Source organism: Cupriavidus sp. USMAA2-4 (assembly GCF_001854305.1).
Lineage (GTDB): Bacteria > Pseudomonadota > Gammaproteobacteria > Burkholderiales > Burkholderiaceae > Cupriavidus > Cupriavidus malaysiensis.
In genome coordinates, this window is sequence record NZ_CP017748.1 from 80531 (window position 1) to 94252 (window position 13722).

Genomic DNA, 13722 nt, shown 5'->3' on the forward strand with positions numbered 1-13722 from the left:
AGCAGCACAGCTGCCGTAAGCGCCATCACCCCCGATGGTGTCGATCGGTGTATCCGCCGGGATCTGGACGTCAGCCCTCCCGGCCCAGGATTTATGCCACAACGCTGCCTTGAGGCCACAGGTATGTGATGTCTACTTGTGCGACATCAGAGCACCCGATCTGCGCCAGTGTACGATCGATTTCGTCTCGAAAAATCTCAAGTACGGCGTCGACGCCTTCAGGGCCTTTTGCCGCGAGGCCATATAGTGTGGCACGCCCCAGCAGAACGGCTGAAGCCCCCATTGCGACAGCTTTGACCACATCTGAACCTCGGCGGATGCCGCTATCAATCAAGACTGGGATGTCCACCGCGGAGCGCGTGGAGGGTAGTGCTTGGAACGGAGCGATGGCACTATCGAGTTGTCTGCCGCCATGATTTGACAGAATCACTCCGTCAATCCCCATCGACTGACATCGCTTTGCATCATCCGGCCGGCTAAGGCCTTTGACCAGCAACTTGTGGGGCCACAGTTCTCGCAGTCGTGCCAGATCATCCCAGGAGAAGCTCGCATCCATCTGCCGTGTCATGAGGGCGGCTTGAATTTCCGGATCATTCATTGCGGATGATGCGAGATTGCCAAATTGTGGAACGCCGTTGCGAAGGAAGTTGAAGGACCAGTGCGGGTGCATGAGTCCGTCAATGAGTGTGCGGGCTGTGTAGCGCACGGGTACACCAAAGTTGTTCTTCAGGTCCCTTTCCCGCTTCCCGTTGACGCCAACGTCGACCGTGAGCACAAGTGTGCTGTACCCAGCGGCGAGGGCACGTTTGATAAGCATCTCGGCGAGTTTTCTGTGCACGATGTAGAGCTGAAACCAGAGATCGCCGCCAGCTGCGTCAGCCACCTCTTCAATAGAGGAATTTGATGCGGTGGAGAGGATGAAAGGTATGCCGAATCGCTCGGCCGCTTTCGCCAGAACGATGTCGCCCTTTGGCCACAGAATGCCGTTGATACCGGTGGGGGCGATCAGAAGCGGTGCACGCAACCGCTTGCCAAGTAGCGACGCTTCCATCGAACGCTTGCTGGTGTCCGTTAGGCGCTTAGGTTGGAAGCGGACTTTTTCGAAGACATCCCGATTATGCCGAAGACCACTTTCCCCTTCGGCGCCGCCCTCCATGTAATCGAACACCATTTTCGGCAGACGAGCTTGAGCAAGTCTCCGAAAATCTTCTACGTTGACGAGTGAGCCCATCGTGGCTTCCTGGCTTGGTTGTTAATTGGGGATGCTCAGAAATTGTCTCTGCCTGGCGGGAAGACGGAGCAACGTTGATCGTGTACGAAGATGAATCGAGGGAAATCGCTTCGCGGCATGGCGCGCATCGCTCGTTGTTCCTGTTGATATTGACGTCTCGGGTATCTCGCTGCCGAGGGCGGGGAGATCTTCCGGGGCCTTTGTCGTTGTCGAAACGCATCTGCCGCATCTGCCGCATCGACGCACGGCGCAAGCCAGGCAGCACCTGGCATCTCGACACGATGTTCATGACGCTGCGTGGCGAGCCCCGCCTGCGATGGCGTGCGGTCGACGAGCATGGCGCCCGAACTCGGCATCCTGTCGCAGAAGCGCCGCGATAAGGCTGCGGCCAAACGCTTCTTCCTGCGCGTGCTGCCTTCCTGTCCGGCGCCGCGCAAGATCGCCACCGGCCGGCCGCGCAGCTACCTGGCAGCAAAGGCAGACGTCGCCGGCCCACTCGTGAACGTGAGCGGCGCATGCGTGGATTCCGCGTGCCCGAAGCGCACGCGTGCCTTGCTGTCGGGCTTCGGTCATTCAAACGCTCGAGGGGAGGGCATTTTGATCTGTTCCTGAGGCAGGCGACGGATGACAGGCAACTGCCCGCGCCTCGACGAGGCGCACGAGCAACAGCAGCGTTTCGGTTGCGGGCAGTGTCATGTTCAAGCTCCCGGCCGTGGCGACCGCTGCGCCATTGATCGCTTCGATCTCGGTGCGGCGTCCGGCCTGAACGTCCTGCAACATCGATGGCTTGTGCCCCTTGTGCTGGGCAATGGCGCCGGCGACGTTGGCCTTGCACTTGGCTGGATTCACTTCGATACCGAGCCGCTGCGCGACCGACAGCACTTCAACGACGACTTGCTCTGCGAGCCGGCTGCCTTCAGGCGTAGAGCCGAGCTGATCGACGGTGCACCCGGTGACGGCGCAAATGCTGTTGAGCGCGGCATTGAACGCGACCTTCTCCCAGATCGCAGCCCATACGGTGGCGTCCGCACTGCACTGGAGACCGGCGGCCGAGAGCGTCTCGGAGACCATGCTGACGATCGGTCGGGCGTTGCCGTCAGCGGCCATGAGTCTGACGACACCTTTGCCATGCGAGTGCACGTGGCCAGGCGCGACCATGTCGGCCGGCCAGGTGGTCACGCCGATCAGAATGCGCTCGGCGGAGGCGAACCCGCTGATCTTCTCGACATTGCCCAGCCCGTTCTGCAGGGACAGCACATGGACATCCGGGCCAATCAGGTGCTTGACGCCCTGGAGCGCGGCGCCGGTGTGCAGCGTCTTGGTAAAGATCACCAGCAACTCGGGTGGCTCGCGAGCGTCTTCCGGTCGGCAGATCTTCAGCGTCTTCACACGCCGATCGCCGTTGTCCGTGACCAATCGCAAGCCATCCGAGCGGATGGCGCCGATGTGTGCATCGTTGATGTCGATCAGCGTGACAGCATTGCCGCACTCAGCCAGCAAACCGCCAAACATCGAGCCCATGGCGCCAGCGCCGACGATAGTGATCCGCATGATTTCCCCAGGAATTTCAGCTGGTGATTGCCGCCGCGGAACCCGGCTTCAGCAGCCCATCGCGCTTCGGGATGTGACGCGAGACGACAAGAAGCGCAAGCATCGCCAACACCATGGCAGTGCCAAGCAGCGCGAGATAAGCCGTCGCACCGCCGGCCGTAATGACCACGGCTCCTGCGAATGCACTGAGGATCGCGCCCAGCCGTCCGAAGGCCAGCGCGGACGCGGTGCCGGTCGCTCTGACGCTGGTGGGGTACATGAACGCACACAGCGCATACATGGTCGACTGCACTGCATTGACGAACATGCCATGTACACCGAAGCCGAAGATCAACAGGTGCGTGTCGCGCCCGACATTCAGGGTCTGCATCGCGAATGCACTGGCGGCTGCGCCGGCGCAGCACAGGACCAGTGGCCAACGTGACCCGAATCGCGTTATCGCGACGGCACAGACCAGCGCGCCAATGACGCCTCCGAGGTTGTAGGCGGTCAACCCCGAGCCAGCGACGGCCATCGACAGTCCTTCCGATGCCAGCATCGTCGGCAGCCAGCTAAAAGCGCTGTAGACGGCGGTAAGGCACAGGAAGAACGCAGCCCAGGTTGCCAGCGTGTCGCGCGCCAGGCCGTCTGAGAACAGCGCGCCAAATCCGGCCCGCTTTTCTACGAGCTGTTCCGCGGCATCGGTGTACGTTGCATCGGCAGCCATCGGATGGCCCATACGCCCAAGCAGCTTGCCCAGCTCAACCCAGCGTGCCGGATGTCGTGCCAGGAATCGAGGCGTTTCTGGCAACGTGAACAGAAGGATGGTGCCCAGCGCAATGGGAAAGGTTCCACCGATGAAGAACAGTCCGCGCCAGCCGAATATCGGCAGGATTTCACCGGCAAAGAGGCCCGCCAGCATGCCGCCGAGCGGCACGCAGACGATCGTGGCCGTGACGGCGAGCGTCCTGCGGCGCGCCGGCGTGAACTCGGCCGTGACCGTGGTGGAACTCGGCAGTGCGCCACCAATGCCCAGGCCGGCGACAAACCTGAGTACCGCCACGGTCAGGACATTGGGCGCAAGGCCAATGGCGCAGGTCGCCGCCCCGAAGACAAAGACGCTGGAGATGACCGCCATCCGGCGGCCGAATCGGTCCGCGAACAGGCCTGCGCAGGCGCTGCCGATCCCCATGCCAATGAGACCGGCGGCGACCGCCGGGGCGAAGGCGTTTCGCGTGATGTTCCACTCCTTGATCATCAACGGAATCGCGAAGCCGATGAGCTGGCCGTCAAAGCCATCCATCACAATGGACATGGCTGCCAGGAAGACCACGACCTTTTGCATGGTCGTATAGGCGCCGTCGTCGAGCAGCCGGCCGATGTCGGCATGGCTCTTGAAGGGAACCGCTTGGGAGTTCATGCGCGTACTCCCGGGTTGCAGCTCGTGGGCAGCATGCGCTGGCATTGGTTGCGCGATGGAAAAGCTTGCGCGCCAATGGCTGACGGGGTTCGTTCGATCATGTCTTGTCTCCTGTTTGAGCGCTCTGGCGTGCGCGCGCCCTGGTCGTATCAGTAGCGGTGTCCGGCATGGACGCCTGCCGGGAAATTGCCCTCCCTGCCGGAAATTGTGGGAAAACGGCATCCCTCACTCCATCGTTTGCGAACAGCCTCCGCCTCTTCCCGGGCGGTCTCTGATGGAAAGCGTCTCAGTCGTCCAGCGTGTCGAATGGCAAGCCGACAGAGTTCTCGGCCAGCGCTGTCGAAGCAGCGCGCGAGCCGGCTACGTAGTCGAGCTCGGCGAGCTGCACCTTGTGCTGGAACTCGTCCGCGTCGGGGAAGCGATGCAGCATCGAGGTCATCCACCAAGAGAAACGTTGCGCGCCGTACTGCATCGGCTCGGTCACGAAACTACGCATGCCGACCACAGTCTTGCTTCATCAGCCCGGCCGGGCCGGCGCTGATGATGGCAACTTGTGTTTTCATTGCGGTGCCCGTCTCAGAAAGGGTAGTGACGCGGGCTCGTTTGAACGGTCACCCATCGCAGATCGGTGAAGGCATCGACCCCGGCTTTCCCGCCGAAGTGCCCGATGCCACTGCCCTTGACACCGCCAAACGGCATCTGCGCTTCGTCGTGCACCGTGGGCCCGTTCACGTGGCAGATGCCGGACTCGATGCGTCCCGCTACCTGGATGGCGCGCGCCACGTCACGGCCGAAGACCGCGGCGGCGAGGCCGTATTCGTTATCGTTGGCGCAAGCGACTGCCTCTTCCACGCCACGCACACGCACGATGCCTTTCACGGGGCCGAAAGCCTCCTCGCGGAAGATGCGCATGTCCGGCGTGACGTGGTCGAGCAGGGTGGCGGGCATCAGCGTGTCGTCCGCCTTGCCGCCCGCCACGAGCTTCGCGCCTTTCGCCAGCGCATCATCGATCAGTTCGTTGCAGCGTTTTGCCGTGCTGATGTCCACGACCGAGCCGAGGACCACCGGGCCCAGGCGCGGATCACCGAGCGGAAGACTCGATGCACGGGCGCTCAACCTGGCCACGAATTCGTCGGCGATGGCCGAATCGACGACGATCCGCTCGGTCGACATGCAGATCTGTCCCGAATTGGCGAACGCACCGAACACGGCCGCATTGACGGCGGCGTCGACATCGGCGTCGTCGAGGACGACCAGCGGTGCCTTGCCGCCGAGTTCGAGCACCACGGGCTTCAGGTACTTCGCGCAGGTTGCGGCAATGAGCTTGCCCACCTGGGTCGATCCCGTGAAGTTCACCCGTCGCACAGCCGGGTGCGAAATCATGGCTTCGACCACAGCCGCCGCGTCGGCCGGCGCATTGGTGACGAAGTTCACCACGCCCTGGGGTAGTCCGGCCTCTTGCAGCGCCTCGATGATGAGGCCGTGCGTCGCTGGACAGATTTCGCTGCCCTTGAGCACCACCGTATTGCCACAAGCCAGTGGCGTCGCGATGGCCCGTACCGCCAGGATCACGGGCGCGTTCCAGGGAGCGATGCCCAAGACGACGCCCGCGGGCTGCCGCACAGCCATGGCGAGGCTGCCCGGCACGTCGGAAGGCATGATCTCGCCGCCGATCTGCGTGGTCAGCGATGCGGCCTCGAGAAGCATGCCGGCCGCAAGGTGAACGTTGAAGCCGGCCCAGATCGCCGACGCGCCGGTCTCGGCCGCCATGGCTGCCGCGAATGCCTCGGCTTTCGCTTCGAGCGCTTGGGCGGCCTTCATCAGCAGCGTTCTGCGCTCGGTCGGGCCAGTGCGCGACCAGGTCTTGAAGGCCGCAGCGGCAGCGTCGGCGGCAGCGACCGCGTCTTCCCCGGTGGCCGCGGGCGCGACCGTCGCAACGCTGCCGTCAAGCGGATTGCGCCGCTCGAAGGTTGCGCCATGGCGGGCCTGGACCGGCTCGCCGTTGATCAACATCGAAATCTTCATGGCCTTGTCTCCGGAAGGGTCTTGAATGAATGCGTGAGCCGGCGGTGTCTTCAGGCGACCCGAACCTCCACGACGTTTGGTGCCTTGGCGGCGAGGGCGAGTTCGAGCACCGCCCGCAGATCGCCGGCATCGCTGACGAGCGTGGCGGCGCATCCCATGCCCTTGGCCAGCGACAAGAAATCGATATCAGGCAGTTCCGTTCCCTGGACGACATCGGTCGCAGAGAACCCGAACACGGGCGCGAAATCCTGTAGCGCAGCGTACCGACGGTTGTTCAGGATCACGAACGTGATCGGCAGTTCGAGTTGCGCGGCGGTCCACAGCGCCTGTATCGAGTACATGCTGGAACCGTCGCCCATCAGGCAGATGACGCGGCTGCCCGGTTTGCCGAGCGCTACGCCCACTGCTGCCGGCATGCCGTAGCCGAGACCGCCGCTGTCCATGGTGAAGAAGGTTTCGCTGCGGGTGATGGGCAGATAGGCTTGCATCACCGGGCGCGCGCTCGGTGCTTCCTCGACCACGATGTCCTCGGGTGCCTTCACTTGCGCCAACGTCTGCAGGACGTAGGCAACCGACATCAACGGCGAAGGCTCCGCCTTCGGTGCTTTGATCCTGGCCGGCGGCACGGCTCGAACCTGGGGTGCCGGGCGGGCGAGCAGATCGAGAACTCCCAGGCGGATGCTGCCGACCGCCGACATGCCGACCGGCGTCCAAGCCGCGGTATCCGGGTCCTCGGTCAGCTGGCACAACGTAGCGCCGCTCGGGATGTGTGGTCCCGCGCCTTCGACGTGATACGCGAACGCGGGCGCACCAATGGCAAGGATCAAGTCATGGTCGCCGAGCAGTTCGACGATCCGCTCGCGCATTGCGGGCAGGAAGCCAGCGAACAGCCGATGATCTTCGGGGAAGCTGCACCGGCCGGACATCGGCGCTGCCCACACGCGGGCGTTGTGCGCCTCGGCCAGAGCCACGACCTCGTTCCACGCATTGTCCCGATCGATCGCGGCACCTACGACGAGCGCCGGCCGATGACTTGCATCCAGCGCGTCGCCGATTTGTGCCAGGAGGGCAGGCTGCGGGCGAAGCTCCGTACTCACGACCCTTGCCGGCACGAACTCTGCTGGCTGGTCCCAGTCATCTACCGGCACCGACACCAGCACGGGGCCGCGCGGCGGCATCATCGCGATGTAGTACGCCCGCGCGATGGCCTGTGGCACGTCTTGAGCGCGCGCCGGCTCGATGCTCCATTTCACATAGGGCTTGGGGAGTTCGGTGGCTTGCGCCGAAGACAGGAATGGGTCGAAAGGGAGGATCGAGCGCGCCTGCTGGCCTGCCGTGATGACCATCGGCGTGCGATTCTTGTGAGCGGTGAAGATGTTGCCCATCGCATTGCCCACGCCTGCCGCCGAATGCAAGTTCACGAAGGAAGCGTTTCGCGTGGCCTGGGCGTAGCCATCCGCCATGCCCACCACGGTAGCCTCCTGCAAGCCCAGTACGTAGCGGAAGTCGGCTGGGAAATCGCGGAACATCGGGAGCTCGGTCGAACCGGGGTTCGCAAACACGGAAGTCATGCCGAAACGACGCATGAGGTCGACGACGGCGTCGCGAACGGTGACGGTGACGGTGCCGGGTTGCTTGGCTGCGTCGACGACGGCGAGTGGTAGGGGTCCGGTCATTGCGCGCTTTCCTTCTGTTGTGCACTGCACGAGTCGCAGCACTAGTCTCGATGGCACAAGTGTGAAAGTTCGTCACCCTCATGAAAATTGCTTTCTTGAGAGAAAGTCATTACCGTTAAGCATGACTTTCGACCTCCAATACCTTGTCGCCTTCAACGCCATCGTTTCGTCTGGAAGCCTTGGGCGGGCGGCTAACGCCCTGAACGTGACGCAACCGGCGCTGAGTCGCACCATCCGCCGTCTCGAGGAGCAGGTTGGCGCACCTCTGTTCGAGCGCCACTCGAAGGGTATGCAACTGACGGATGTGGGAAAGGCCTTGCAGCCCCACGCGCTCCTATTGCAGCGCGAGTCCGAGCATGCGAATGAGCACATCAAGGCGATGCTAGGCTTGGCAAAAGGCACGATTCGCGTCGGCGCAGTCGGCAGCATTGCCTGCCTGGTGCTTCCCTTGGCCATCGGCAGCACAATCAAGAAGTGGCCAAATCTTCAAGTCCAGATCATCGAAGGCGTCTGGGATCGCCTTGCTGATGCGCTGGTCTCCCACGAAATCGATCTGGCGCTGGGGGTCGACGTCGAAGACACTGACGAGATCGTCGCTGTCAAGGATTGCCGTTGGGAGGACACCAGCCACGTGGTTGCGGGTCGGCGCCATCCTTTGCGAAAAAAGCCAGATCTCAAGCTCGCTGATACGCTGCAAGAGCGCTGGGCCATGCTTCCAAAGGGAACCGGGCCTTTCGAGCACATGAAGAAGGTGTTTTCGCGACAGAACCTCGCCTTGCCCAACATCGTCGTCGAGACCCGCTCCGTCATGGCGCTCAAGAGCTTGATCGGGCGTTCAGGCTTCCTTGGCTGGATGCCCGAGCCCATGTACGACGCCGAGCGCAAGGCGGGGCTCATCGACGCCCTGGAGATGCCAGGCGCCAGCGACAAGAGAGTCCTGACTGCGTTCCGTCGAAGGGCCGGCATGCTGCCCGGTCCGTCGATCAAGCTGCTCGAGGAACTGCGCGTGCTGACGGCGCAACGATCATGAGTGTGACGCCGGGGTCAGCGGAGTTTCAGAGACCGTGGCAGCCCGCCCGGCATGCCTGTGGAAGACCGCCTTCTTGGCCTCACGCCAACTGTGCAGCGGCAGTGTCGACCTGGCACGCGCCTGGGCGAAGCGCTTCTTCGAGATATCCCGGTTGGCATCGGCCAGCGTCAGCGCCCCTTCGTTCATCCCCACCGGCAGCATGGATCCGTATCATCGATGAGGCCACTTGATGGGGCGAGTCGGTCGATGAAGGAGTAAGCATTCTTCTGAAGTTGAAAGGCTGCTTTCCTGGCCGATCTCCGCCCGTTGGCTGGGCTTGGTAGTTGGCTGACCCGGGCCCGAGCTTTTCGGCGACACATTGAGTTCGCAACCTCCAGACGCTTGCCCGGTAAGGGCTGGCGCAGCATCGACTGAGATCGCCTGCTCGTGTTGACACATTTACTGTCGCAACGGTGACAGATTTAAGCTGTGCTCAATGGCGACCTTCAGCTGAATCCGTGAAGCTCACGCCCGCCCTTGTCTCACCATGTCAGGCAATGACCTCCTACGCTGCGGCAGCCTCCTCGCGCATGCGGCGGGCTTCGTCGCGCAGGAACTGCTGGTAATCGTCCAGATCTCCGTCAAAGGGCTCGACGCCGCCCTTGGTGACCAGCCAGAACTCGTCGCATACGGCGCGTAGCAGGGCGCGGTCGTGGCTGACCAGCATCACGGTGCCTTCGAATTCGTTGAGCGCGATGCCTAGCGCTTCGCGCGTGGCCAGGTCGAGGTGGTTGGTCGGCTCGTCGAGCAGCAGCAGGTTGGGGCGCTGCCACACGATCATGCACAACACGAGCCGCGCCTTTTCGCCGCCGCTCATCGTGCCAACCGGCTGATGGACCATGTCGCCGCTGAAGTTGAAGGTGCCGAGGAAGGTGCGAAGAGATTGTTCGGTGCCACTCTGGCCGGGAGCGCGCATGTGCGGCGGTGTGTCCTTGGCCAGGCGGTTCATGTGTTCCATCGGCGTGTCGAGCGGGCGCAGCACGTCGAGTTCCTGCTGGGCGAAGTAGCCGATGTTCAGGCCCTTGCCTTCGCTGATTTCGCCGGAAATCGGCGCCAGCGCGTGCGCCACCGTCTTCACCAGCGTGGACTTGCCTTGGCCGTTGGCGCCGAGAATGCCGATGCGCTGCCCGGCCAGCACGGAACGGTTGATGCCCCGCACGATGACCGTGGGCGGCGTGCCCGGCAGAGCGTCGGCCGGCGCCGGGTAGCCGAAGCTCGCGTCCAGCATCGACAACAGCGGGTTCGGGACGTTGAGTGGCTCCTTGAACTCGAAGCTGAACTCTGCGTCGGCAAGCACCGGAGCGATCTTCTCCATGCGTTCGAGCGCCTTGACCCGGCTCTGCGCCTGCTTCGCCTTCGAAGCCTTGGCCTTGAAACGGTCGATGAATTTCTGCAGGTGGGCGATTTTCTCCGCCTGCTTGGCCATCGCGGCCTGCTGCAAGACGAGTTGCTCCGCGCGCATTTCCTCGAACTTGCTGTAGTTGCCGCCATAACGCACCAGCTTGGCGTTGTCGACGTGCACCGTCACCTGCGTCACCGCGTCGAGGAATTCGCGGTCGTGGCTGATCACGACCAGGGTGCCTTGATAGCGCTTGAGCCAGGCTTCCAGCCAGACCAGCGCGTCGAGGTCCAAGTGATTGGTCGGCTCGTCGAGCAGCAGCAGGTCGGACGGGCACATGAGCGCGCGCGCCAGTTGCAGCCGCATGCGCCAGCCGCCGGAGAAACTGTTGACCGGCTGGTCCAGCTGCGCAGCACTGAAGCCAAGGCCCAGGATCAGCGCCTGGGCACGTGCGGGGGCATCGTGCGCGCCGGCGTCGTGCAGGGCCATGTAGGCGTGCGCCATGCGCATGCCGTCGTCGCTGGCCTCGGCGGCGGCGACTTCGGCCTGCGCGGCCAACAGCGCGGTGTCCCCCTCGACGACGAAGTCGGTCGCGCTCTGCTCGGTCTCCGGCATCTCCTGCGCGACCTGGCCCATCTTCCATGCAGCGGGAATCGAGAACTCACCGCTGTCTTCGTGCAGCGTGCCGTTGAGAAGGCCGAAGAAGGACGACTTGCCGGCGCCATTGCGGCCGACAAGACCAATCTTTTCGCCGGGGTTGAAGCTGACGGACGCGCGGTCGAGCACGACATTGACGCCACGACGCAGCGTGACATTGCGGATGGAAATCATAGGGAGCTACTTCGGAGAGGAATGGCATGATAGCCGATCGGACGTGCAGGGCCGTCGCTTTCCTGGCCGCACGTATGAAGAGCCACTTGCGCTGTGCGGCGCCCGCCGGCCACAAAGCAAGGCGGCACCTTGCACACGGGGTGTTCCGGCTGCGGGGCCAGGGAACCTAGCGGTGAATCACGGCTCCTGGCTGCAGATTCAACCGGTCAACGCAACCGCTTGATGGAATCGTTCAGCCGGTGCATCGGCCGCACGTTTGGCGGCGGTGACTGGTTCGCTGTCGGCCGAAATGGGCAATCACTTTGCCATTTGCCAACGGCTGAATCCATCATGTAGTGTAGAAGAGCCTTCCTGCAAATCGACACGCTCGTGCAGGCGCTTAGCATAATGGTCTGCGCGTCAGGATGTTGAGATCCGGATGCCAGGGTTGTCAGGAAGTGATTCGCGCACCGGGATCTGTGATGTTTTTCTGATGATTCCCAAGCTCAGTCGACTGCGACCGCTCTTAGATTTTGCGCAGATCAGTTGGGAAAATACCCTGGTGCAAATGCGCCGTACCCGTGCGGTGAGACTCTGTGCCGTCGGCAAAAATGGCTTGCCACCAACAACGATGGAGCCACCATGCCGCTGGATTCAGAGGAGCCGCTGGAGTACTACGAGAAATCGATGTTCAACTCCGAATGGAAGCCAGCGAAAGGCAAGCGCTGCACGCCAGTGGACGATGTCGTTCTGTCTACCGACAAGGCTCCCCCCGCTCTGCGCGATCAGCCACCGCCCCCGCCGAAACCAAAGGAGCCACCCAAGCCCAAGGAAGCGCCCAAGCCTCTCATCCAGGGTCTGCTGGAAGTCGGTGCAAAGATCCATGAATGGGCGCACAGCCAGACCGCGGTCGTCCCGGAAGGGCCAGGGGGGACCCTTGGTCCCCCGAGAATAATCCCCGCCAAGCTCCTTCCCCCGTTCGACTTGCAGGACGTCCCCAAAGCGATGGATGGCCTGAACTGGCCCGTTTCCGCGAAGCTCCAGCGCAAGTGGTTCGCAGGGGAGTTGAATTACCCGACCACTGACAAGGGTGCTGTCTTGGGCGTCAATCAGGATGGTCAGCCATTCCCGCCCAGTATGATCGACACGACGACGATCAAGATGGACTGGCTTCTGCGCTTCCCACGTGCCAAGGCCAAGCTGGACGAGCTTCTGAATGAAAGACTATTCAACGCGTCGGCCATCAATGAATTGAAGCTCAAGGCGCGCAACTGGGAGTCGTCCCCTTATGTGATTGACACATGGGCGCGATGCGAGGGCGACTGGCAGAAGTATCACCGAACATATCAATATCAATTGGTCAACGTCGATAGCGACCTGACCAGCAAAGCCATCATGGGGGTCGCTGGATCGGTGACGCCAATTCTTATGGACGACCTCTATGGGGCGTTGGCGGGCTTCTCGTTCTATGCGGCCCTGAGCAAGTTCACCTACTTCAATGGGCGGCTGGAAATCGACGAGATCAACTACTATGCCCGCGACGTGTTCACGTTCCATGACCGGACGGACGGCAGTCCCACCTCCAAGGGAACGCAATATCTCGGAAACTGGAACAAGCATGGGCTGATTGTAGTACCGGCGTATGCCGTACTTGGGGAAGTCTCAACGGCCAAGATGCCCCCCGTAGCTCGGTACGGCAGGATGACAGGGGGGCACGTGTTCTATACCGTTCGCAATCGCGACTACCGGGAGTGGCAGTTAAAGCATCGGCAAGGCGGTGACCTAGTGCTGTACTCCAACCGCTACCGCATGAGGCTTCGTGAACCGATGGTCTTTGAGTTCAGGCGATGAAACGAATATTGAAGATGTTGGCCTATGTGCTCGTGCCCATCTTGCTTCTTTGGTATGGGGGCGGGATGTATTACAGATCCACCGCCCACGAATGCGAACGTGAGGCCGAGGGGGACTATATTGGCGAGCATTGCTATATGGCCTTTAGAGACAGTTCACTGTTTCGCCTCTATGACGCCAAAACGGGCGAAAAAATCGCTGAGCGCATGTTCATGGAGATCGCAGAGCCTCGTATTGCCTGGGGCGATGACATCGTCTACTACAGCCCCGGTGAAGATAAAGACTATGTTCCCCTTCCACCGACCTGGATAGACCGTCTGCGCGCCAAGCTACCGTGACGGCCATCTATGGAGGGGCATCGGGGAAAGGCGGGTTGCGTGGCCGGATTCATGTGGCGCACCAGCTGATGGACTCTCCAAGAGTGGCTCCAGCGTCAACTATTTGAACTAGCATCTTTCGATGCATTGTTTCCTATGTAGGGGAGGGCACTATGCGCATCCAACTGGAAAAAGTGAAGCCATGGGCCGATCTCTTGCTGACGGTCGTCTCGCTGATCGCGATTCCGGTGACGGGATGGTGGGCGTACCACAATTTCTCCGTCGAAGACACGCACGAAGCCAATCCGAATATCAGCGTAACAGCGGAAGTGATGCCTTATGACGATGAGCGACGACTGCTCGTTGTACACATTCGGCCAAGGAATCTGGGGAAGGTGCCGATCGAGTTGCTCGGTGGAACGCGTGGGGACTGAGCTTGCCCCCGCAAAACGAA

The 13722-nt window shown here is 62.1% G+C and carries 11 protein-coding genes and 3 pseudogenes; 5 read left to right on the plus strand and 9 right to left on the minus strand.

All coding sequences use genetic code 11. The annotated features are described in order from the left end of the window. Positions 1 to 9: 9 nt before the first annotated feature. Together BKK79_RS42225 and BKK79_RS38625 are read right to left on the minus strand one after the other, a co-directional pair. Positions 10 to 129 (minus strand): annotated as a pseudogene (locus BKK79_RS42225) (IS5/IS1182 family transposase); the annotation flags it as partial. Next, positions 92 to 1231 carry an alpha-hydroxy-acid oxidizing protein gene (locus BKK79_RS38625; protein WP_083384082.1) on the minus strand — a complete coding sequence of 380 codons (1140 nt, stop codon included), beginning with the start codon at positions 1229 to 1231 and terminating at the stop codon, positions 92 to 94. The gene BKK79_RS38625 and the pseudogene BKK79_RS42225, both read right to left, overlap by 38 nt. A gap of 242 nt (positions 1232 to 1473) precedes the next feature. On the opposite strand from BKK79_RS38625, the pseudogene BKK79_RS00435 reads away from it, so the two are divergent. Continuing rightward, positions 1474 to 1801, plus strand: a pseudogene (locus BKK79_RS00435) (DDE-type integrase/transposase/recombinase); the annotation flags it as partial. 3 nt (positions 1802 to 1804) lie between these two features. Here the strand turns inward: BKK79_RS00435 and BKK79_RS00440 are convergent. From BKK79_RS00440 to mdlC, 5 genes and pseudogenes are all read right to left on the minus strand, one after another. Next, positions 1805 to 2782 carry a ketopantoate reductase family protein gene (locus tag BKK79_RS00440; RefSeq protein WP_071036715.1) on the minus strand — a complete coding sequence of 326 codons (978 nt, stop codon included), beginning with the start codon at positions 2780 to 2782 and terminating at the stop codon, positions 1805 to 1807. Between the two features lie 16 nt (positions 2783 to 2798). Continuing rightward, the gene (locus tag BKK79_RS00445) at positions 2799 to 4181 is read right to left on the minus strand and encodes an MFS transporter (RefSeq protein ID WP_071013027.1); all 1383 of its coding nucleotides are present in this window, start codon (positions 4179 to 4181) and stop codon (positions 2799 to 2801) included. Positions 4182 to 4467: 286 nt separating this feature from the next. Next, positions 4468 to 4641 (minus strand): annotated as a pseudogene (locus BKK79_RS00450) (4-hydroxybenzoate 3-monooxygenase); the annotation flags it as partial. Positions 4642 to 4757: 116 nt separating this feature from the next. Then, the gene (locus tag BKK79_RS00455) at positions 4758 to 6206 is read right to left on the minus strand and encodes an aldehyde dehydrogenase (protein WP_071036719.1); all 1449 of its coding nucleotides are present in this window, start codon (positions 6204 to 6206) and stop codon (positions 4758 to 4760) included. Positions 6207 to 6256: 50 nt separating this feature from the next. After that, complete coding sequence (mdlC, locus tag BKK79_RS00460; RefSeq protein ID WP_071036721.1) at positions 6257 to 7882, minus strand: benzoylformate decarboxylase; 1626 nt, start codon at positions 7880 to 7882, stop codon at positions 6257 to 6259. 121 nt (positions 7883 to 8003) lie between these two features. Here mdlC and BKK79_RS00465 point away from each other — a divergent pair, with 121 nt between their 5' ends. Then, entirely contained in the window at positions 8004 to 8912 is a 909-nt protein-coding gene (locus tag BKK79_RS00465) for a LysR family transcriptional regulator (protein ID WP_071036723.1), read from the plus strand. On the opposite strand, the gene BKK79_RS00470 is transcribed toward BKK79_RS00465, so the two are convergent. Both BKK79_RS00470 and BKK79_RS00475 read right to left on the minus strand, forming a co-directional pair. Further along, positions 8907 to 9113, minus strand: a complete 207-nt coding sequence (locus tag BKK79_RS00470; RefSeq protein ID WP_071036725.1) for a hypothetical protein — start codon at positions 9111 to 9113, stop codon at positions 8907 to 8909. The two genes, BKK79_RS00465 and BKK79_RS00470, sit on opposite strands and share 6 nt — an antisense overlap. Positions 9114 to 9456: 343 nt before the next feature. Beyond that, a complete protein-coding gene (locus BKK79_RS00475; protein WP_071036727.1) occupies positions 9457 to 11121 on the minus strand; it encodes an ABC-F family ATP-binding cassette domain-containing protein in 1665 nt (554 codons plus the stop codon). A gap of 621 nt (positions 11122 to 11742) precedes the next feature. On the opposite strand from BKK79_RS00475, the gene BKK79_RS00480 reads away from it, so the two are divergent. The 3 genes from BKK79_RS00480 (at position 11743) to BKK79_RS40025 (ending at position 13702) form a co-directional block, all read left to right on the plus strand. Beyond that, a complete protein-coding gene (locus BKK79_RS00480; protein WP_071036734.1) occupies positions 11743 to 12951 on the plus strand; it encodes a DUF6402 family protein in 1209 nt (402 codons plus the stop codon). After that, positions 12948 to 13289: a hypothetical protein gene (locus BKK79_RS00485; protein ID WP_084084354.1), complete on the plus strand. Its 342-nt coding sequence runs from the start codon at positions 12948 to 12950 to the stop codon at positions 13287 to 13289. Before BKK79_RS00480 ends, BKK79_RS00485 begins: the two co-directional genes overlap by 4 nt. A gap of 152 nt (positions 13290 to 13441) precedes the next feature. Continuing rightward, complete coding sequence (locus BKK79_RS40025; protein WP_157128319.1) at positions 13442 to 13702, plus strand: hypothetical protein; 261 nt, start codon at positions 13442 to 13444, stop codon at positions 13700 to 13702. Positions 13703 to 13722: the final 20 nt, after the last annotated feature.

Coding starts and splice junctions, on each gene's coding strand:
- BKK79_RS00440 (WP_071036715.1), bottom strand. CDS start 2,782: ATGCGGATCACTATCGTCGGCGCTGGCGCCATGGGCTCGATGTTTGGC.
- BKK79_RS00455 (WP_071036719.1), bottom strand. CDS start 6,206: ATGAAGATTTCGATGTTGATCAACGGCGAGCCGGTCCAGGCCCGCCAT.
- BKK79_RS00485 (WP_084084354.1), top strand. CDS start 12,948: ATGAAACGAATATTGAAGATGTTGGCCTATGTGCTCGTGCCCATCTTG.
- BKK79_RS00445 (WP_071013027.1), bottom strand. CDS start 4,181: ATGAACTCCCAAGCGGTTCCCTTCAAGAGCCATGCCGACATCGGCCGG.
- BKK79_RS38625 (WP_083384082.1), bottom strand. CDS start 1,231: ATGGGCTCACTCGTCAACGTAGAAGATTTTCGGAGACTTGCTCAAGCT.
- BKK79_RS00465 (WP_071036723.1), top strand. CDS start 8,004: ATGACTTTCGACCTCCAATACCTTGTCGCCTTCAACGCCATCGTTTCG.
- BKK79_RS00480 (WP_071036734.1), top strand. CDS start 11,743: ATGCCGCTGGATTCAGAGGAGCCGCTGGAGTACTACGAGAAATCGATG.
- BKK79_RS00470 (WP_071036725.1), bottom strand. CDS start 9,113: ATGCTGCCGGTGGGGATGAACGAAGGGGCGCTGACGCTGGCCGATGCC.
- mdlC (WP_071036721.1), bottom strand. CDS start 7,882: ATGACCGGACCCCTACCACTCGCCGTCGTCGACGCAGCCAAGCAACCC.
- BKK79_RS00475 (WP_071036727.1), bottom strand. CDS start 11,121: ATGATTTCCATCCGCAATGTCACGCTGCGTCGTGGCGTCAATGTCGTG.
- BKK79_RS40025 (WP_157128319.1), top strand. CDS start 13,442: ATGCGCATCCAACTGGAAAAAGTGAAGCCATGGGCCGATCTCTTGCTG.